General features: G+C 74.3%; 19 protein-coding genes. 6 read left to right on the top strand and 13 right to left on the bottom strand.

What is annotated here, in order from left to right; all coding sequences use genetic code 11:
• Window positions 1-11: 11 nt before the first annotated feature.
• Complete coding sequence (ctaD, locus tag ACFQRF_RS12970) at window positions 12-1679, bottom strand: aa3-type cytochrome oxidase subunit I (RefSeq protein ID WP_379871304.1); 1668 nt, start codon at window positions 1677-1679, stop codon at window positions 12-14.
• The gene (locus ACFQRF_RS12965) at window positions 1676-2068 is read right to left on the bottom strand and encodes a DUF3040 domain-containing protein (protein WP_379871303.1); all 393 of its coding nucleotides are present in this window, start codon (window positions 2066-2068) and stop codon (window positions 1676-1678) included. The genes ctaD and ACFQRF_RS12965 overlap by 4 nt, the downstream gene beginning before the upstream one ends.
• 254 nt (window positions 2069-2322) lie before the next feature.
• Between ACFQRF_RS12965 and ACFQRF_RS12960 the strand changes: the two genes are divergently transcribed.
• From ACFQRF_RS12960 to ACFQRF_RS12950, 3 genes are all read left to right on the top strand, one after another.
• Window positions 2323-2742, top strand: coding sequence for a CBS domain-containing protein (locus tag ACFQRF_RS12960; RefSeq protein ID WP_379871302.1), 420 nt, complete (start codon window positions 2323-2325; stop codon window positions 2740-2742).
• Between the two features lie 61 nt (window positions 2743-2803).
• The gene (locus ACFQRF_RS12955; protein ID WP_379871399.1) at window positions 2804-3013 is read left to right on the top strand and encodes a DUF2795 domain-containing protein; all 210 of its coding nucleotides are present in this window, start codon (window positions 2804-2806) and stop codon (window positions 3011-3013) included.
• Between the two features lie 208 nt (window positions 3014-3221).
• Window positions 3222-4304: a glycosyltransferase family 9 protein gene (locus tag ACFQRF_RS12950; RefSeq protein ID WP_379871301.1), complete on the top strand. Its 1083-nt coding sequence runs from the start codon at window positions 3222-3224 to the stop codon at window positions 4302-4304.
• A 163-nt stretch (window positions 4305-4467) separates the two neighbouring features.
• Here ACFQRF_RS12950 and ACFQRF_RS12945 read toward each other — a convergent pair whose 3' ends face one another.
• From ACFQRF_RS12945 to ACFQRF_RS12920, 6 genes are all read right to left on the bottom strand, one after another.
• The gene (locus tag ACFQRF_RS12945) at window positions 4468-4647 is read right to left on the bottom strand and encodes a transposase (protein ID WP_379871300.1); all 180 of its coding nucleotides are present in this window, start codon (window positions 4645-4647) and stop codon (window positions 4468-4470) included.
• The gene (locus ACFQRF_RS12940) at window positions 4644-6410 is read right to left on the bottom strand and encodes an ABC transporter ATP-binding protein (protein ID WP_379871299.1); all 1767 of its coding nucleotides are present in this window, start codon (window positions 6408-6410) and stop codon (window positions 4644-4646) included. Before ACFQRF_RS12940 ends, ACFQRF_RS12945 begins: the two co-directional genes overlap by 4 nt.
• Window positions 6407-8113, bottom strand: a complete 1707-nt coding sequence (locus tag ACFQRF_RS12935) for an ABC transporter ATP-binding protein (protein WP_379871298.1) — start codon at window positions 8111-8113, stop codon at window positions 6407-6409. The genes ACFQRF_RS12940 and ACFQRF_RS12935 overlap by 4 nt, the downstream gene beginning before the upstream one ends.
• 1859 nt (window positions 8114-9972) lie before the next feature.
• Window positions 9973-10371 carry a DUF2267 domain-containing protein gene (locus ACFQRF_RS12930; RefSeq protein ID WP_379871297.1) on the bottom strand — a complete coding sequence of 133 codons (399 nt, stop codon included), beginning with the start codon at window positions 10369-10371 and terminating at the stop codon, window positions 9973-9975.
• Window positions 10372-10435: 64 nt separating this feature from the next.
• Window positions 10436-10849, bottom strand: coding sequence for a ChaB family protein (locus ACFQRF_RS12925; protein ID WP_379871296.1), 414 nt, complete (start codon window positions 10847-10849; stop codon window positions 10436-10438).
• A gap of 37 nt (window positions 10850-10886) precedes the next feature.
• A complete protein-coding gene (locus tag ACFQRF_RS12920; protein ID WP_379871295.1) occupies window positions 10887-11324 on the bottom strand; it encodes a four-helix bundle copper-binding protein in 438 nt (145 codons plus the stop codon).
• Window positions 11325-11469: 145 nt separating this feature from the next.
• Between ACFQRF_RS12920 and ACFQRF_RS12915 the strand changes: the two genes are divergently transcribed.
• Both ACFQRF_RS12915 and ACFQRF_RS12910 read left to right on the top strand, forming a co-directional pair.
• On the top strand, window positions 11470-11838 hold the full coding sequence (locus tag ACFQRF_RS12915) for a DUF3140 domain-containing protein (protein ID WP_379871294.1): 369 nt from the start codon (window positions 11470-11472) through the stop codon (window positions 11836-11838).
• 36 nt (window positions 11839-11874) lie between these two features.
• A complete protein-coding gene (locus ACFQRF_RS12910; protein ID WP_379871293.1) occupies window positions 11875-13188 on the top strand; it encodes a PP2C family protein-serine/threonine phosphatase in 1314 nt (437 codons plus the stop codon).
• 40 nt (window positions 13189-13228) lie between these two features.
• Here ACFQRF_RS12910 and ACFQRF_RS12905 read toward each other — a convergent pair whose 3' ends face one another.
• Window positions 13229-13963, bottom strand: a complete 735-nt coding sequence (locus tag ACFQRF_RS12905) for a metallophosphoesterase family protein (protein ID WP_379871292.1) — start codon at window positions 13961-13963, stop codon at window positions 13229-13231.
• Window positions 13960-14784, bottom strand: a complete 825-nt coding sequence (locus ACFQRF_RS12900) for a BON domain-containing protein (RefSeq protein ID WP_379871291.1) — start codon at window positions 14782-14784, stop codon at window positions 13960-13962. The genes ACFQRF_RS12905 and ACFQRF_RS12900 overlap by 4 nt, the downstream gene beginning before the upstream one ends.
• A gap of 399 nt (window positions 14785-15183) precedes the next feature.
• On the opposite strand from ACFQRF_RS12900, the gene ACFQRF_RS12895 reads away from it, so the two are divergent.
• Window positions 15184-15939, top strand: a complete 756-nt coding sequence (locus ACFQRF_RS12895; protein WP_379871290.1) for a dienelactone hydrolase family protein — start codon at window positions 15184-15186, stop codon at window positions 15937-15939.
• 859 nt (window positions 15940-16798) lie between these two features.
• Here ACFQRF_RS12895 and ACFQRF_RS12890 read toward each other — a convergent pair.
• From ACFQRF_RS12890 to ACFQRF_RS12880, 3 genes are all read right to left on the bottom strand, one after another.
• A complete protein-coding gene (locus ACFQRF_RS12890; protein WP_379871289.1) occupies window positions 16799-17248 on the bottom strand; it encodes a hemerythrin domain-containing protein in 450 nt (149 codons plus the stop codon).
• Window positions 17249-17357: 109 nt separating this feature from the next.
• Window positions 17358-17603, bottom strand: coding sequence for a hypothetical protein (locus ACFQRF_RS12885; RefSeq protein ID WP_379871288.1), 246 nt, complete (start codon window positions 17601-17603; stop codon window positions 17358-17360).
• A gap of 445 nt (window positions 17604-18048) precedes the next feature.
• On the bottom strand, window positions 18049-19506 hold the full coding sequence (locus ACFQRF_RS12880; RefSeq protein ID WP_379871287.1) for an aldehyde dehydrogenase family protein: 1458 nt from the start codon (window positions 19504-19506) through the stop codon (window positions 18049-18051).
• Window positions 19507-19552 lie beyond the last annotated feature (46 nt).

The raw sequence follows: 19552 nt of genomic DNA, 5'->3' as shown, positions 1-19552 counted from the left end.
GTACGGCGGCGTCACGCCGGCGCGCGGCCGTGTTCCGGCCGGTGCGGATGGTCGCGGTCGAAGGTCGGGCGTTCGGTGCGGATGCGCGGCAGCGAGCGGAAGTTGTGCCGCGGCGGCGGGCACGAGGTGGCCCATTCCAGCGAGTTGCCGTACCCCCACGGGTCGTCCACCTCCACGGGCGTGCCGCGCCGCGCGGTGTGCCAGACGTTGTACATGAACACGAGGGTGGAGGCGCCCAGGACGAACGACGAGACGCTGGACACCACGTTCAGCGGGGTGAAGCCGTCGCTGTGCAGGTAGTCGGCGTAGCGCCGGGGCATCCCCATCGCGCCCAGCCAGTGCTGGACGAGGAACGTGCCCTGGAAGCTGGCGAACAGCAGCCAGAAGTGCAGCTTGCCGAGCCCTTCGTGCAGCATGCGGCCGGTGAACTTCGGCCACCAGAAGTAGAAGCCCGCGAACATCGCGAACACCACGGTGCCGAACACCACGTAGTGGAAGTGCGCCACCACGAAGTAACTGTCGGTGACGTGGAAGTCGATCGGCGGGGAGGCCAGCAGCACCCCGGTCAGGCCGCCGAGCAGGAAGGTGACCAGGAATCCGATCGCGAACAGCATGGGGCTGGGGAAGGTCAGCTGCCCCCGCCACATGGTGCCGACCCAGTTGAAGAACTTGATGCCGGTGGGCACCGCGATGAGGAAGGACATGAACGAGAAGAACGGCAGCAGCACGGCGTTCGTCGCGAACATGTGGTGCGCCCAGACCGTCATCGACAGCCCCGTGATGGCGATCGTGGCCGCCACCATGCCCTTGTAGCCGAAGAGCGGCTTGCGGCTGAACACCGGGATGACCTCGGTGATGATGCCGAAGAACGGCAGCGCGATGATGTAGACCTCGGGGTGGCCGAAGAACCAGAAGAGGTGCTGCCAGAGGATGGCGCCGCCGTGCTCGGCGTCGTAGACGTGCGCGCCGAGGAGGCGGTCCGCGCCGAGGGCGGCCAGGGCGCCGGTGAGCACCGGGAAGGCGAGCAGCACCAGGACGGTGGTGAACACCACGTTCCAGGTGAAGATCGGCATGCGGAACGGCGTCATGCCGGGTGCGCGCATGGCGAACACCGTAGTGGCGAAGTTGACGTTGGCGAGGATGGTGCCCAGGCCGGACACCATGAGGCCGAGTACCCAGAGGTTGCCACCGGCGCCGGGCGAGCGGACGGCGTCGTTGAGCGGCGCGTAGGCGAACCAGCCGAAGCTGGCGGCTCCGCCGGCGGTCAGGAAGCTGCCGGCGACCATCAGCCCGCCGAACAGGAACAGCCAGTAGCCGAACATGTTCAGCCGGGGGAACGCGACGTCGGGCGCGCCGATCTGCAGCGGCACGATGACGTTGGCGAACCCCACGAACAGCGGGGTGGCGAACAGCAGCAGCATGATGGTGCCGTGCAGCGTGAACATCTGGTTGTACTGCTCGTTGTTCAGCACCTGCAGGCCGGGGTAGAGCAGTTCGGCGCGGATGAGCATCGCCAGGACGCCGGCGAACAGGAAGAAGCCGAACGCCGTGATGATGTACAGGTAGCCGATCACCTTGTGGTCGGTGCTGGTGATCCACGAGACGATGATCCGGCCGAGGCCGGTCTCGGGGCGGGCGCTCGTCTCGGTGCCGCCGGCCGTTCGGCCCGCCTCCGTCATGCCGCCCCACTCTCTTGAGCGCCGGGGTCGCGCGGGCCCGTGCTCTCACGGGGCACGGGTTTGCCGAGCGGCGGAACGGTGCGCACCGTCTTGGGTTCCGGGATGGGGGACCGTTCCGGCGCGGTCGTGGTGTGCGGCGCGGGATCCGGTGCGGTGCCCGGTGTTTCGGCCGGTCGCGCGCCGAGCGAGGTGGCCAGCACGAGCAGGACGCTGGCCAGGGCGATGGCCGCGCACACCAGCACGAGCGGCCAGCGGGAGACGGGCTCGGTCTCCGGCTCCCACAGGTCGGCCCCGCCCCGGGCCAGCCGGTCGGCCAGCTCGGGGTCCTCGGCCGTGAGCCTGGCCTCGATCTCCCGGAGCCGGTCGTGGTCGTAACGCGACAGCGGCATGGCCGGCCACCCCCTCTCCTGTCGTGCGGGTGCCCGCTCCACGGCTGTGCGCGCACCGGGCGCCCCGCTACCCGGGCGGGGACCGCGCTAACGTTCCGCGCCCGCATTTCCGGAGTGCCGGACATTCAGCGTTTCGCGGGACTCGCCGGGTTTCGCGGCCGGTGCACGCGGTAGAGGGCCGCGAGGATCACCGGCCGGGCCGCCGGCAACGGCGCCGGCGGGCCCATTGGCGGAGCGTGGAGGGAGAAGCCGACATGGCGAACAAGGTCCGCGACATCATGAGCTCTGACCTGGCGACGATCCCGCCGCAGGCGTCGCTGAGCGACGCGGCGAAGGTCATGCGGGACCGCGACATCGGCGACGTGATCATCACGGACGGCGACCGGATCAAGGGAATGGTGACCGACCGCGACATCGTGGTCCGCTGCGTGGCAGCCGGCAAGGATCTGGCGCACGAGCGGGTCGCCGACGCGTGCAGTTCGGAACTCGCCACCATCGGCCCGGACGCCGAGCAGGAGGAGGCGGTCCGGCTGATGCGCGACAAGCACGTGCGCCGGCTTCCCGTCGTGGAGAACGACCGTGTGGTGGGCATCGTCTCGATCGGCGACCTCGCGCGCCAGCGGGACCCGCACTCCGCCCTCGCCGACATCAGCGGTGCGCGCCCCAACAAGTGAGGCGTCGCGGTGGACGGACGCGTGACCGCGTCCCAGGACACAGGAAGCGAAGGTGACGGCGATGGCCCAGGCGGAGTTCATCCGGGTGCAGAAGGCGTTGTCCGGGGTCAACTATCCGGCGACGAGAGAGCAGCTGGCGGAGCGCGCGGAGTCCAATAAAGCCGACAAGGAGATCCTCGACGCGCTCAACCGCATTCCGGACCAGCGCTACGGCGGCCCGGACGAGGTCAGCAAGGCGGTGGCCAAGGCCACCGGGGAATCCCGAGGCTGAGCCGTCCCGGGCGGCACGGCACACCGGACAGGCGAACCGGGGCGGACGGGCGGCCGTCCGCCCCGGTCGCGACGTGTCCGCCGCGGTGGCATCCGCGGCGTGCCGGAGCCCGTAGCAGGGCCGTCCGGCGGCGCGCGGCACCGGCACACCCGTGTGACCTGCGCCGGAACGCGGTTTGAAACCGGCCCGGCAAGGTAGCGGAAGCGCCATGCGACGATCGACGACGGGCAAGGCGGCCCGGCCGCCGGCCCCGCGAACGGACGGCTCGCCGGCCGACCGCGAGGCTCCCACGGTGCTGGTGCTGCGCGCCCTGGGGCTGGGCGACTTCCTGACGGCCGTGCCGGCGCTGCGCGCACTGCACCGGGCGCGCCCGGGGAACGGTTTCCGGCTCGCGGCGCCCGCCCGGCACGCCGAACTTCTGGCCCTGGCGGGTCTGCCGCCGCACGTGGCACCGACCGAGGGGCCGCGCACGCCCGAGTGGCCGGGGCCGCCGCCGGAGCTCGCCGTCAATCTGCACGGCCGCGGCCCGCAGAGCGTCCTCGCGCTGCGCGCTCTGCGGCCACGCGAGCTGTGGACCTACGCTCACCCCGACGTCCCCGACGTTACCGGGCCGCGGTGGATCCCGGGCGAGCACGAGGTCGACGTGTGGTGCCGCCTCGTTCGCGAGTACGGCCTGCAGCCCGACCCGGCCGACCTGCGGCTGGCCGCACCGCCCGAACCCAGCCGCCGCCCCGGCGCGGCGGTGGTCCACCCGGGTGCCGCGTTCCCGGCCCGCCGCTGGCCCGAACTGCGCTTCGCCGAGGTCGCCCGGTGGCTCGCCGGGCGCGGCTACCAGGTGGTGGTGACCGGTTCCCCGGCGGAGCGCGCGCTGGCCACCCGGGTGGCGAGGGTCGCCGGCCTGCCCCGGGACGCGGTGGCGGCCGGCCACACCACGCTGACCCGCCTCGCCGCCCTGGTGGCGGAGGCGTCCGTCGTCGTGTGCGGCGACACCGGCGTGGGTCACCTGGCGACCGCCTACGCGACGCCGTCGGTGCGGTTGTTCGGCCCGGTCTCTCCCGCGCGCTGGGGGCCGCGCGTCGACGGGCTGCGCCATGTCTGCCTGTGGGCGGAGAGCCGAGGCGACCCGTGGGGCTCGCGGCCGGATCCGGGGCTGCTGCGGATCACCACCCGCGACGTCCTGCTCGCCCTGGAGGATCTGCTCTCCAGGCGGTCGCTCGTCCCGCCGCCACGTCCGGGAGCGATCGCCCCGCACCGGCCCGCCACGCCCACGGCGGCGCACCGGATCGACTGAACCGCACCGGCCCGGCCGCCCCCGCCACCCCAACCGGGAGGGCGGCACCGGACCCGCCCGCAATTAGCCGGACTCGGTGGTCGCTCCGTGCCCTCGTCCCGCCGAGTTCCCGCTCCTTCCGCGCGCGCCGGCCGCGTGCCGGTGAGCGCGGGCGATCGAGGAATCAGCCGAGTATCCACTCGACGTTGCCGATCGCGTCCTCCCTGACCTGGATCGCTGCCAGCGGATCGGTCCAGATGCCGTTCTCGTCCCAGCGTCCGTACCGCTCGTAACAGGTCTGCCAGGGGCCGTGCCGTTCGGGGACGTCACGCCAGGACGCGCCGCCACCGCCACCGGGCGTCACCTGGCGGTGATCTCGCCGGGGCCGCCACGGCCATCGGCCTTTGGCGGCCGGCTCGATTGCAAGGACGCGGCCGACCACAGCCGCCGCATCTCCGGACAGGTCTCCAGCAGCTCCGCAAGCGATCCACGGCCGGCCACCCGGCCACGGTCCAGAACGACGACCTGGTCCGCCCGCGCCAAGACGGCCGGGCGGTGGGAGGCGACCAGCAGGGTGGCCGTGCCGATCACCCGGTCCCACAGCCGCTGCTCGGTCTCCGCGTCCAGCGCCGAGGACAGGTCGTCCACGACGAGCAGATCGGGCGAGCGGAGCAGGGCCCGGGCGACGGTCACCCGCTGGATCTGGCCGCCGGACAGCCGCACACCCCCGGGGCCGACGGGGGTGTCGAGCCCGTCGGGCAGTGCGGCCAGATCGCGCTCGAACGCCGCCAGTTCCACCGCACGCCCGATCCCGGCGGCGGGCCAGCCGAGCAGCAGGTTCTCGCGCAGGGTCGCCGAGAACAGCCGGGGCACCTGCCCGACGTAGGCGGCCCGCCGGGGCACCAGGGTCCCGCCGGGGTCGGCGACCGGCGCGCCGTTCCAATGGATGGCGCCGGCCGTCAGCGGCTCCAGTCCGAGCAGGGCGCGCAGCAGCGTCGTCTTGCCCGAGCCCACGGCGCCGGTCACCACGGTGAGCGTCCCGCGCCGGATCTCCAGGTCGACCCCGTGCAGGCCGTGCCGGGTGGCGAGCCCGCGTGCCCGCAGTTCCCGCAGGGGGTCGGAATGGGCGGCCGGAAGCGGCACGGGACGGTCCCGGTGGAACCAGACGCCGGAGTCGCGGGCCAGGTCGCCCTCGTCCGGGCCCATCATCCGGGCGAGCCGCCCGGCGGAGACCTCGGCCTGCGGCAGGCGGGCGAGGACGCTCCCGACGGTGCGGGGCAGCGCGGTGAGCCAGCCCAGGTAGACGGTGAACAGCGCGAGGTCGCCGACGGTGAACGTCCCCTCGCGCATGGCCGGTGCGGCGACCAGCAGGACCAGGCCGATGCCGACGTCCACGCTGGCGCCGGTGGCGGTGTCCAGGAGGCCGGTCGCGAGCCGGTCCCGCACGGCCGCGTCGCGGCGCCGCCGGTTGAGTCCGCGCAGCCGGTCCAGGGCCGCGCCCTCGGCTCCGGCGGTGCGGATCGCGACCACGCCGGTGAGGATCTCACCGAGGTGGCCGGTCACGGCCGCGCCCAGCCGGGCCGCCTGCCGGTGCAGCCGGGCGATCAGCCGGTGCAGCAGCCGGCTGATCGCTCCGGCGGCGATGACGGGGATCAGGAGGGCCAGCGTCGCGGCCGGGTGGATGGACGCCATCACCGCGAGCGCGGCGGCGCTGAACAGCACGGCGCCGGCCAGCGGGACGGACTCGTCGACGAACTCCACGAGGCCGGCGGCGTCGTCGCGCAGCCGGGCCAGCCCTTCGCCGGGTGAGTGCGGTACCCGTCCCCGGCCGGTCAGGACCGACCGGAGCACGTTGGCCCGCAGCAGGGCCGCCGCCGCGCTCCACCAGTAATCGCCGTAGACCCAGGCGATCACGGTGGTCGCGCCACGGACGACTTCGACACCTACGAACGCCAGGCACAGCGCCAGCGGGACGTGGCCGGCGGAGAGGTCGTCGAACATCCGCTGCAGGAGCAGTCCGCCTGCCAGCGGCAGGGCGCTGTACGGCATCCACAGCAGCCCGCCGACGAGGTAGCGGCGCAGGTCGAAGCGGACCAGGGTGGCGGTCACCGCCGCCAGGCGGCTCACCGGCGCACCGCCGCGGACATCCGCGCGAAGCGGCTGCCGGGGTCGGCGAGGAGGTCCCGCCGCCGGCCGTACTCGACGATCCGGCCGTCAGCGACGACCGCGATCCTGTCCACCCGCTCCAGCGTCGCCAGCCGGTGCGCGACGATCACGCCGGTCCGGCCGGCCAGCAACCGGGCCGTACTGCGGCGGACGCGGCGCTCGGTGGCCGGATCGAGCCGGCTGGAGATCTCGTCGAGCACCACCAGCCCGGGGTCGGCGAGCAGCGCGCGGGCGAACGCCAGGAGCTGCGCCTCACCGGCGGAGACCGGACCGAGCGGGGCGTCCAGGTCCCGTCGGTCGAGCCCGACCTCGACCAGCACCTCCCGCAGCCGGTCGTCGCCGGGAGCCGCGCGGAACAGGGTGAGGTTGTCGCGGAGGCTCGCGTCGAACAGCCGCACGTCCTGGCCGACCACGGCGACCCGGCCGCGCAGCGACGCGGAGGCGACCTGACGCAGGTCCTGCCCGCCGACGCGGACCGTGCCCGACGCCGGATCGTACAGCCGCGCTATCAGGCGGGCGATGGTGGTCTTGCCGCTGCCGGTGCGGCCGACCAGGCCGAGCGTCTCGCCCGGCGCGAGGGAGAAGGTGATGCCGTGCAGCACGGGCCGGTCGTCATAGCCGAAGTCGACGTCGGCGAGTTCCAGGCCGAGCGGCCCGGCCGCGGGCAGTTCGCGGGCGGCGGCGGGGACGGTGAGCGTGCGGCGTTCGGCCAGCAGCCCGCGGACGCGGGCCACTCCGGCGAGGGCGGCCTGGTAGTGGCGCAGCTGGTCGATGAGCCGTTCGAACGGGGTGCGGACCATGAGCGTGTACTGGAACAGCAGGACCGCGGTGCCGACGCTCAGCGTGCCCGACAGGGCCGTCATCAGTGCGGTACCGGCCGCGAACGCCACACCGGTGCCGGCCAGGACGGAGCTGCCAACGGCGCTGGCGTGCCGCCCGGTGCGCCACTCAGCGGCGCTGACCTGGTGGAAGCGGCGGAGGGTGTGCTCGCCGGCACCGTTGGCGCGCAGGTCCTCGGCCCCTGCCAGCCGTTCCTCGACGAAACCGGACAACGCGGCATGGGCCGCCCGGCTGCGCGCGGCCGACGGGACGGCGAGCCGCTGCGCGACGACCATGCCGGCGCCGACGAGCGCGCAGTAGACCAGCAGCACCGCGCCCACGCGCGGGTCGACGGCGGACACGACGACGATCACGCCGCACAGCAGCAGCAGTCCCGCCACGACGTCCAGCAGGAACGCCACGACGAAGTCGGCGATGGCGGTCACGTCGCCGTCGGCGCGCTCGATCAGCTCGCCGGGGGTGTGCCGCGCGTGGAAGGCCGGGTCCAGGCCGAGAACGTGTTCGGCCAGGCCATGCCGCAGCCGGTTGGCCCCGTCCCAGGCGGCGCGGGACGCGAGCCCGGCGGTCGCCAGCCGGGCCGCCTGCCCGGCGACGGCGAGGGCGAGGTAGCCGAGAGCGATCAGCGTGAGAGATCCGGTCCCGGCGCCGGCCAGCGCGCCGTCGACGAACCGGCGGGTGAGCTGGGGCGCCGCGAGCGGCAGCAGGGTGGCGGCGGTGATGGCCACGGCCAGCAGGGCGGTGAGGCCGGGGCCGGGCAGGAGGGAGCGGACCAGGCGGCTACCGGAGTCGGCGCTCCGGGAGCGAACGATGGAGGGAACGGGCACGTCGCATGTCCTTCACGCGGTGGGTCGGAGTCAGGTGGCCGGACATGAACGTGCGCCGCATCGGTCCTCCTCGGGTCAACCGGTCCGTCGATCGAGTACAGCGGGCGATCCGACCGCTGGCAAGCGATTTACCGCGGCGGTCGCGCCGGCAGCGACGCTCCGGGAAGTGGGTCGACGTCCGGCCACCGGACGGCCGCGTGCTGAGGATGAGCGGTGTTCGCCCGGTTCGCCGCGCCGAAAGCCGTTCCAGCACCGGCCGCCCTCCTGCAAGGCGCCTCGCCTCGACCGTGGCCGAACGCCCGGCCACGCTCCGCGCGTCCTCGGACCTGCGTCGCCGCGGACGGCGCTGACCAGGCGAACATCACCCGGTCCGTCGTCGTGAGGGTGACGCCGGACCGTCCGGCCGCCTCGCACTGGAGAACACCCAGCGGGGAAGCGCGCTCACCACCCGGCCCACCTGGCCGGAGGCCACTCCGGCACCGCCCCTGACGGATTCCCCGAAAGCCGGGCACGACAACGACCAGGTCTTCTCAGTCCGCAGCGGCTCCAACGACGCATCGGCGCCGCCCACGAAAACGCGGCCCGCGTCGCGCGGAGAGCGGCCAGATGTCCGGCCGCTGACCGGACGTCCCCGGACTCCCGTCGCCCGCACGGCAAAACCGGTAATGCGAACGTGGTCCCGCTCTGCTCACAGCCCGAGCCACCGCCATTAGGGTCACGGCAGACCGTCCCGCCGTCTCGCACCGGAACACCCGAGAAGAATGGCGATCGCCACCCCGTCTTCACCTGGCCGAAGGCCGCTCTGTCACTGCCCTTGACGGATTCCGTCGCGGGCCGGACACCAAAACGACCAGGGTTTCTCCGTCCGCGACGGCCCCAACGACACAGGGGCGCCCGCACACGAAAACGCGGCCGGCATCGGAACACCACCCGATGCCGGCCCGCCGAACGGTCGCCTCGCGCGAAGGACTGCTCCGCCCGACCCCAGACATCTCTGGACTCCCATCGCGCGCACGGCAACAACCACGGATCCGAGCGTGATCCCGGTCCGCTCACCGTCCCGAAGGACCGTCGACGGGGTGACACCGGACCGCCCGGCCGCCTTGTGTCAGGAGAACATCCGGAAGAGAAGTGCGCTCACCACCCGGCTCACCTGGCCGGAGGCCGCTCCGGCACCGGCCGCCACCGGGGCGATCGCGTCCGGACACGATAACGACCAGGACTTCGCCGTCCGAGATGCCGCGAACGGCACGGTGGCGCGCTTGGCCGGTGTCTCGCGCGGAGACCGGCCGGGCGTTCGGCCCGAACCCCGGCATCCCGGGACTCCCCTCGTCCGCATGGCGACGATGGGTAACGCGAACGTGGTCCCGGTCCGCTCGCAGCCCCCAGCGACCGTCGACGGGGTGACACCGGACCGCCCGGCCGCCTCGCGGTGGCGGAACGTCCGGAGGCGAATGGCGGTCGCCACCCCACCTGGCCGAAGGCCGCTCCACCCCTGCCGGATTCCGCCGCAAGCCGGACACGACAGCGACGAGGACTTCGCCGATCCGCGACGGTCCCGGCACTGGGACGCCCGCACACGAAAACGCGGCCCGCGTCGGACCACCACGCGGACCCGAGCGGCGCGCACGGCGCGGCCGGTGGTCGGAACCTGGCCCCTGACTCCGGCCCAGCCGCTGCGGGGAGCGGACGCGGGCGGCCGGGGCAGGCGGTTCGACCGGGACGGCTCTGCCGGCCGGGTCGGCCGCTGGTTCGCCGTCGTGCCTCGCAGCGTTCGGCGGCCGTGGACCGGGCGGGCGACGGCCCCGAGGGGCGCCGGCCGGCGCCTGTTCTCTCCGGTGCGGTGGCGACGCGTCCCGCTACCCGGCCTCCACCGGGAACAGGTCGCGCAGGTTCTCGGGCAGGACGTCGTGGGTCTTCTCCCGCAGCGGCCGGTTCACGGCCTGGCTGGTGACGGCGCACACCGCGTGCGCCAGGCGGCTGCCCTTGGCCCGGTCCGTTCCGGCGCGTTCGGCGACGCGCTCGAAGAACTCCCGTGGTTCCAGGCGCTCGGCCTCGGTCGGCTCGTCCGATGCCACCGCCGACTCCAGATGGTCGCGGATCTCGATGGGCAGCTGCCCGGCGAGATTGTGCGCGAGGCCGGAGGGCAGGCGTTCGGCGAGCGTCTGCAGCGTCGCCCGGGTGGCGCGCTCGGCCTCGCCCCGGCCGGCGAGCCGTGCGCGGTCCTGGACCCGTCCGATGAATTCGTCGTGCTGCACGGGGCACTCCTCGACTCTCGGCTGTTCTCGGGCTGTCCGGTGCTCAGCGCGGGGCCGGCACGGCTCAGGATTTCCGTGCCTGCCGGGTCCGGCTGCGGCTCTCCTTGCGGAGCGCGTCGACGAGCTGCTGCTTGGACATGGAGGAGCGCCCCCGCACGCCGAGCTGGCGCGCCCGCTCATAAAGGTGCTGCTTGCTGGCGTTGGCGTCCACCCCGCCCGCGGTCGGTTCGTCGCCGCCGCGTTGCTTGGGTGCCCGGGGGTTGCTGGCCTGCTTGTCCGACGGCCCCTTCCGTCCCTTCGGCGCCCAGTGGTCGCCGACCTTCTCGAACTCGTGCTTCAGCGCCGCGTAGGCGACGCGGTGCGCCCGCTCGCCCTCCCCGTAGGTGTCGACGGCGGAGTCGTGCGCCTTGACCCAGGTGTCCTGGGCCTTCTTCGGCGACCGCCGCAGGGTGCTGGGCATCTTCTCACGCGCTGGCATCGTTCGCCCTCCTTCCTGTGGACTCGGCCGGACGCGGTCACACGTCCGGCCGGCGTGCTGCCGGCGCCTTCGGGATGGACGCCAGGAGCTGACGGCAGGCGTCCTCACAGAGCCGGCAGGTGTCGGCGCACAGCCGGCAGTGTTCGTGGGAGTCGGCGTGCCGCTCGCACTCGGCCGCGCAGATGCCGCAGAAGCGCACGCAGGTCTCCAGCAGGGAGCGGTCGAGTTCCGGGTTGGCGGCGGTGCGGCGGGTGAGGACCTGCTCGGCGGCGACGCAGACGTCGGCGCAGTCCATGTTGCGCCGGATGCAGTCGACGAGGTCGGCGGCGTCGACCTCGCCCAGGCAGGCATCGGCGCAGGCGGTACACGACTGGGCGCACGCGGCCAGCCGTTCGACGCAGCGGGTGATCAGCTCCACGTCGCCCTCCACGCTCCGGGGGTGGGTGCGCAGGAAGATCTCGGTCTGGGTGGCCATGACTGCCTCCGTGTCGTCTCGGCGTGGCTGCCGTCCGCTCCCACATTCACGCCGCTACCTCGGCCCCCGTGCGGTAAACATGACGGGTTTGGGGGGCTCGCGGTTCGGTAGCGGATTACGGGGACTCGTGTGACGGGGAGGCCGTGTGCCGCGAAACGGTCAGCTGGATCCGGCCACCGAGGAGTTGTGGCAGGAGTTCCACCGGCTGGTGAACGTGCGGGGCGAGGGATTGCGCACCTGGCTGGTGACCGACGCGTCCGGCCAGGACGTGCTCGGCCCCGACCCGGACCAGGACCTCGCCTGGCACGGCCGGAGCGTGGTGCGGCTGCTGACCCGGCGGCGTGCGGACCTCACCCAGCGCGACGTGCGGGACATGCGCCGGGTCGTGGCGGCGATGCGGGAGCTGCTGGCCCGGCCACGGCCGGGCGACGCGGAGTGGCGCCGTGCGTTGCTGCGGCTGGGACACGACCCGCAGCTGCCGCACGCGCCCCTGCCGGACGAGCCTCCGGGGTGACGCAGGCCGGGCGCGCACCCGGCGGGAGGGGCGGTCATGTCGCACGGGGAGCAGAGCGGCACGTTCGATCCGACGCTGCAGCGCGCGATGACGCGATTGTCGCTGCTTGCGGAGGTGAGCACGACACTGAGCAGCAGCCTGCACACCGAGGAGGTCCTGCAGCGGCTCGCCCGGCTGCTGGTGCCCCGGCTCGCCGACTGGTGCGTGGTGGACCTGGTCGAGGACGAGGTGTGGCACGCGGCGTTCGCGCACCGCGATCCCAAGGCGACCATGCCGACGGGTTCGGAGGGGCTCATCCCGCCGCCGGACCCGTTCTCCGACACGCCGCTGGAGCGCGCGCTGGCCGGCGCCGGTCCGCTGCTGATCGAGTCGTTCCCGCAGGGGCAGGCGGACACTCCGCTGGGCCGCATGCAGCGGGACGCGCAGCGGCGGTTCGGCGCGGACACCGCGATCGTCGCCCCGCTGCTCGCCCGGCACCGGGTGCTCGGGGTGCTCAGCCTGGTGCGGGCCGACCCCGAGCATCCGCTCACCGCCGAAGACCTCGACCTGGTCGAGGACCTCGCCTGGCGGGCCGCGCTGGCGGTGGACAACGCGCGGCTGTACGCGGCGCAGCGCGACACGGCCAAGGACTTCCAGCTCTCGCTGCTGCCCGAACTCCCCGACGTCGCCGGCCTGGAGATGCAGGCCCGCTACCGGGCGGCGGAGGCCGCGGCTGAGGTGGGCGGCGACTGGTACGACGCGTTCCTGCTGCCGGACGGCGCCACCGCCGTGGTGGTCGGTGACGTTGCCGGGCACGACCGGACGGCGGCCATGCAGATGGGGCACCTGAGCAGCATGCTCCGCGCCCTCGCGTGGGACCGCCGGGAGCCGCCCAGCGAGATCATGCGGCGGCTGGACACCATGCTGCACTACCTCAGCAAGGCGCAGACGGCCACGGCGATCTTCGGCAGGCTGGACTGCGCCCCCTCCGGGCGCTGGGGCCTGTGCTGGACGAACGCCGGGCACCCGCCGCCGCTGCTCACCGCGGCCGACAGCGAGACGCGGTTCCTGGTGGCCGGCCACGACCTGCTGCTCGGGATGACGGAACTCGACAGCCGGCCGGACGCCTGGACGGAGCTCCCCGAGAACTCGACCTTGCTGCTGTACAGCGACGGTCTGGTGGAACGGCGCGGCGAGGCGCTGGACCGCGGCATGCTCCGGCTGCGGCAGCAGGCCGCGCTGCTGGCGCGCGAGCCGCTCGCCCGGTTCTGCGACGAACTGCTGAACGGGGTACCCGCCGGCGCGCCCGGCGACGACGTGGTGCTGCTGGCGGTCCGGCCTTCGGAGTGCGATGCGCCCGGGAAGGGGTGAGGGACGCGGCCGGCCGTGCCGCCGGGCCGGTACCGGCCGCTCAGACCGTCACCGGGTCGGGCACGGCCTCCAGCCGATACACGGCGTACGGCCGGCGCAGCACCGGCAGCGCGACGTTGCGGACCCGCACCCCGCCCGGTGTCAGGCCGCACTCGACGCCCGCGTGCGCGTGGCCGTGCACGGCCAGCCCGGCCTTGGCGCCGTCCACCGCCTCGGCCAGCAGGTAGCTGCCGAGAAACGGATAGATCTCCGGCGGCTCCCCGGTGAGGGTGTCCTTGACCGGGGCGTAGTGGGTGAGCCCCACGCGCAGGTCGGCGTCGAGGTCGCGCAGCGCCGCGGCGAACCTGCCCGCGACGTCGCGGCCGTGCCGGACGAACTCCTTGATCTCGGGTTCGCCGAACTCCGACGCGCACTTCCCGGCGAACCCGCCGCCGAACCCCTTCGTCCCGGCGATTCCGAGCCGGCCGCCCGGGCAGTCCAGCGTCACGCCGTCGCCCTCAAGCACGGTGACGCCCGCGGCGCGCATGATCTCGGCGATGGCGTCCTGGGCGTCGCAGTGGTAGTCGTGGTTGCCGAGCACGGCGACGACCGGCAGGCCGAGCCCGCGGAACTCATCCGCGACGGCCTTCCCCTCCTCCAGGGTGCCGTGCTTGGTGAGATCCCCGGCGAGCAGCAGCACGTCGGCGTGCTCGGCGACGCCGTCGAGGTGGCTGCGGTAGTGGCCGCGCATCTCTTCGTCGAGGTGGACGTCGCCGACCGCGGCGATTCTGATCATGCGAGCCGTTCCTCCTTGGTTTCGCCCTCCATGCCGGATACGGCCAGGTCGTCGTGGACGGCGTAGTCCGGGACCAGTTCCCGGGCCACCGCGAGCACCGCGCGGCGTCGTTCGGTGCTGGGCAGTTCGCCGGACAGGTGCACGTCGGTGCCGTGCACCCGGACCCGGATGCCCAGGGCTCCGGTGCGCGGATCCTCGGCCAGCGCCTGCTGGAGGTGACCGGCGAGGTACTGCGGTTCTTCTCCTGCCATGAGGTTCTCCTCCTTCGGGCCGATCACCGTGAGGTGGCGCAGCAGCACCAGGAAGGCGTGCGCGTACGGGGAGTCGGCGGTCTCGCCGCGTACCCGGTCCCAGTCGACCTGCTCGCGCAGCGCCCGAGAGACCTCAAGCGGGGTGGAGTAGTCGCAGTGGTGCTCGGTGAACGCGCGCAGCATCATGACGAGCAGATCGGTCGCGTCCATCACGGGGACGTGGATCGAGTGGACCTTCATCGGCGTGGCGCGGCGGAGCAGCGGCGCGGTGATCGCGTGTTCGCTGGGCCGGTAGATCAGGTCCACCTGGCTCGTTCCATCGAACACCTTGACCAGCCAGTCCTCGGCGACCATGACGCGCCGCAGCCCGGCGCCGGCCAGCGCGGCGGCGGCACGGTCGACGTCCTCGGGCAGCAGCACGAAATCGACGTCGTGGTCCGGGGCGGTCGCCCCGCGGGCGTACGCGGCGAAACTGCCGCTGAGGGCGAACGGCACGTCCGCGGCCTTGAGGGTGATCGCCACCCGCTTCAGCGTCGTCAGCAGGGCCTCGGTCTCCGGCCCCTCCCTCATCCGATCACCTCGCGTAACCGCCGACGCGCCGCTCCTGCCGGCCGCCGGACGGGATTGGACACCGTCCCGCTACCGCCGCACCCGCTGTTCAAACGCGTTGACCGGCCGTTGCGGCGTCCTGCCGCTCGGCGCGCGCGCCGGAATACGCGTGGCCGGAAGCGTCGGTTCCGCGGCGTACCGGGTAGAGGAGATGGGCGCGGGAGGCCGCCCCGGTCACGGGAGCGGCTGGGGCGTGCTGCCGCCCGGGCGTACCGCCCGGGCGCCGATCCGGCGGGGTGTGCGGTGCCGACCGGTGTGGACCGGCGGACCGGGCCCCGCGCGTACCGGGGCGTTCCTCGCGTGGACGCCATCGGGCCACCTGTGACAGGGCCGGCCGTGGCCGGCGGGAGGGAGCGGCGTATGGATGTGATGCCGATGGAGGTGCGCGTCGGCGACGTGGCGTTGGCCAGCGACCTGGCGTTACCGCCGCAGGCGCGCGGGATCGTGGTGTTCGCGGAGAGCGACGACAGCCCGCGGCGCAGCCGGCGGGAGCGCTCGGTCGCCGCGGCCATGGTGAACGCGGGGCTGGGAACGCTGCTCGTCGACCTGCTGACGCGGGAGGAGGAGACCCGGGACCGGGGCGGCGAGTCGGCGATCGCGCCGCGGTTCGACGTTCCGCTGCTCACCCGCCGGGTGATCGCGGTCGTGGACGAACTCGCCGCCACCGAGCACACCGCCCGGCTGCGGGTGGGGCTGTTCGGCACCGGGACGGCGGCGGCCGGGGCGCTCGGCGCGGCGGCGGCGCGGCCGGCCCGGGTCAGCGCCGTGGTCTGCCGCAACGGCCGCCCGGACCTGGCGATGGAGCGGCTGCCCGGTGTGCGCGCGCCGGTGCTGCTGATCGTGGGCGGCGGTGACGAGCACCTGGTGCGGACCAGTCACGCCGCGGTGGAGTCGCTGCACAGCCCGCACCGGGTCCAGGTGGTGCGCGGGGCATCGCACGACTTCACCGAGCCGGGAATGCTGGAGCACGCTACGGGGGCGGCGCTGGCCTGGTTCCGCACCTACCTGCCCGAGAAGACGGAGCCCCGCTCGGCCGCCCGGCACGCGGCCGAGCGCGGGAGCCCTCTGGCGGGCGGGGCGGGACGGGACGTTCCACGGCCCGCGCAGGACGGGTGAGCGGGCGGCGCCGCAAGGGCGCCGCCTCCCGCCGAGGACGGATGGCACGGTACCCGCCGCGGGGGGATCGGTGACCGGTGGGCTCCGGCCGTTCGCGGGCCGGGTGGTCGGGGAGCGTGAAACGGGGGGCGGAAACGGTCCGCCGAGCCGGGCCCGCACCCGGCCGGCGGACGGCGAGGGGCGGGGCGGCCTGGACCGCACGCGAACCGGCACCGTCGGCGGCACCCGCGCCCGCGAGGGCGGCGATCGCGGGATCGGCACCCGAGGGCTGCTGCGCGGAGGCCGCTCCGTCGCCGACCCCGCCCCTCGGCATCGTCATCGCGCCGCGCGGCCTCTCCGCCGAACGGCTCGCCCCGCCGCTGGACGGTTTCCGCGTCCGCGCCCCTGGGAGCGGACGGCGGCGACGTCACCGCGTCGGCGCGTGCACCGGCGGCGTCGTGGCCACGCGCACGGGCGGCCTGGCGGGAGGAGAGCGGATGGGGCTTCCTCGCCGGAACGTGCCCGGCGGTGCGGCGCACGGGCTGTCGCTGTCGTGTTCACATGGCCGGCGCCGAGGACGGATCGGCCGTGCCGCCCCTGCCGGGAGCCCGTTGCAGGCCGGAGCGTGCGACGGGGCGCGCTGATGCCCGGGGGCGGGGACCCGGTTCCGGACGCTCCCGTGCGGTGCCGGAACAGCACCGGCCCTTCCCGGAGGGACGGGCGGATCGCGACCCACCGGGCCCGCCGGTCCGCCCCCGCCCCCGATCCTCGGCCGATACATCATCATGGCGAGCCCGGCCCGTGGCGGGAGCGGCGGAATTCCCGGTCGTCCGGTGCGGCCTGGGCGGCAGCCGTGGCACCGGGCGCCGGCCCTCCCGGGTCAGCGCGGGCGCAGGCGTTCGTACTCGGCGCGACGGCGCCGCTCGAAGGCCGCCGCCAGGTCGGCGAGCCCGGCCGGACCGGCCGTGGACCGGAGGTCGGGCAGCACGATGTCCTCCTCTTCGGCGAGGTGGGCGCGCAGTTCGGCGGTGAGCCGGTGCAGCAGGACGTCGAAGTGGCGGCCGGTGGTCTCGACGGCCTTGAGGCGGGAGAGCAGCCGCTCGATGCGGCGCCGCTCGCCGTTACGGCGGTGCGCGATGCCGGGCTCGCCGGCCTGCTCGGCCAGCGCGTGGTCGAACTCGGACTCGGCGGCGCAGGCGTGCGCGACCACGCGAGCCGCTAGGTCGTCGAGCAGCGCGGGCCGGTCGGCGCGGTCCCGGCCGAGCCGGGAGAGCGCCGCGATGATCTCGCGGTTCTCGTCGCGGACGAGGGCGAGCGCGTCTTCGGCCATGACCGCCCTCCGATCGGATCGCAGGAGTACCGCGCTCCGACGCTGCCCACGCGCGCCGGTTTCATGCCCGCGAGCGGGCCGGCGTGGTGCCCGGTCCGGCCGCGGCGGGTCAGCGGACGCGGGGGCGGGGGCGCTGCGGCGCCGGGTTCCGCGATCCGCCGCCGAGCCCGGGGACGCGGATGGGGAACCAGCCGTTGTCCTGGTCCGTGCACTCCTCCTCGCCGGTCCGGTCGTCGTCGCACTTCTTCGCGCAGCCGCTCACACCGACGGCGACACCGGTGGCCGCGCCAATGGCGCCGAGCATGAGGGTCCGGCGGCGCACTCTCGACGCGTCCGGTTCGGTGGTTTCGGTCATCTGCTCTCCGTTCGGGTGGGGCGGCCGCCAACGCTGCTGCCGCGGTGGCCCGTTCGGGCCGGCCGTCGTCATGCCGAGCGTGCCGAGCGCGTCCCTGCGGGCCTGGCGCGGTGCCGCGCCGCATCGGTGGGGGCAGGGGCGCCCTGGACTCGCGGGCGGACCGGGGGGGTTCGGCGTGCCGGGGCTGTCGGCTTGTTCGCGGCCGCTCGTGGCGGCGGTCGCGGTGGCGACGCTCAGCGCAGCGCCGATCCCGCCCGCGCAGCAGGGGGCGGCGCCGGAGTCGGACTCGCTCGGGTCCGACCGTGGCTGCCACGGGGGTGCTCCTGTCCTCGTGGGTGGCGGGATCCGGGTTACGCATCCACGCAACGCGCCAACCTTACGCCTTTTCGTACGAACATTCCACGCTTCACCCAAAATCACCGCCATTTTGGAGTGCGTGCCACCGTCAGGCCGGCACCGCCACGTGCCGCACCCGGATCCGGGTGTACTCCAGCAGTCCCCAGTGCCCGTACTCCACCCCCAGCCCGGAGTCGCGTGCGCCGCCGAACGGCACGTCGTGCCGCAGGTCGCCGTGGGTGTTGATCCACGCGGTCCCGCAGTCCAGCCGTGCGGCGATCCCGCGCGCCTTCTCAGGCGGCCCCCACACCGAGGCACCGAGGGCGAAGCGGGTGGCGTTGGCCCGGTCGACGGCCTCGTCGACGGTGGTGTATCCGATGACCGGGATCACCGGCCCGAACTGTTCCTCCTCTTCCAATGCCGTACCGGCCGGCAGATCCGTGACGACGGTCGGCGGGTAGAAGTGCCCCGGCAGGTCCAGGGGCGCGCCGCCGCACACCACCCGGGCCCCGGCCGCGACCGCGTCGGCCACCAGCGCGGCCACCCGCTCCAGCTGGCGACCGCTCACCAGGGGGCCGAGGTCGGTGGCCGGATCCATTCCGTCGCCGACGCGGGTGTTCCCGGCCCGCTCCCGGAGCCGGTCCACGAGCTCCGCGCGCCGCCGTTCGGGGACGTAGACCCGCTTCACGGCGGCGCAGAACTGGCCGCTGTTGCGCATGGCGCGGTCGAACAGCTCACCGGCGACCCGGCCGAGATCGGCGTCGCCCAGCACGATCGCGGGATCGTTGCCGCCGAGCTCCAGCACGGTGCGGACGAACCGCGGCGCGGCCTGCCGCGCGATGGCACGGCCCGTCTCCACCGACCCGGTGAAGGAGATCAGCCGGACCGCCGGGTGCTCGGTGAGCGCGCGGCTGATCGCGGTATCGCCCGAGATGACGTTGAGCACCCCGGGCGGCAGGACGTCCCGCAGAATCTCGCCCATCCGCAGGGTGGCGAGCGGGGTGACCGGAGAGGGGGTGAGCACCACCGTGTTGCCGGCCAGCAGCGCGGGAGCCACCTTGCACACGGCCAGGAGGACGGGGAAGTTGGACGGCGCGATGGCCGCGACGACGCCGTACGGCACCCGCTCCACGGCGACCCGCGCGCCGTGGTCGGCCAGTTCCTCCGCGGCGAGGGCGAGATCGGCCGTCCGCGCGAACCAGTCGGCGGCCGAGCGCGTCTCGGCCGCCGCCGCGCGCAACGGCTTGCCCTGCTCGCGGGTGAGGATCTCGGCGACCTGCTCGGCTCGCGCGGCCAGCGCCGTGCCGCAGCGCAGCAGGTATTCGCGGCGGCGGGCGAGCGGCAGCGCGGCCCACGCCACGCCGGCCACGGCGGCGGCGCCGACCGCGGCGTCGAGCTGCCGGTGCGAGCAGGCCGGCGCATGGGCGAAGATCCGGGCGCTCGCGGGATCCTCCACGGGCGTCCGGCCGGCGCCGGCGGCCGGTTCTCCGTCGATGGTCAGGGTGACGGTCGGGGTGACGGTCAGGGAGGCGTCGGGGCAGGGGGGTCGGGGCGGGGGGACGGCCATGGTTCGCCTCGGCTTTCGGTCGTGAGGGGCGACGGCTCGATGCCGC

The organism is Marinactinospora rubrisoli (genome assembly GCF_042664915.1).
Taxonomy (GTDB): Bacteria; Actinomycetota; Actinomycetes; order Streptosporangiales; family Streptosporangiaceae; genus Marinitenerispora; species Marinitenerispora rubrisoli.
This window is presented reverse-complemented; position numbering and strand designations above follow the sequence as displayed.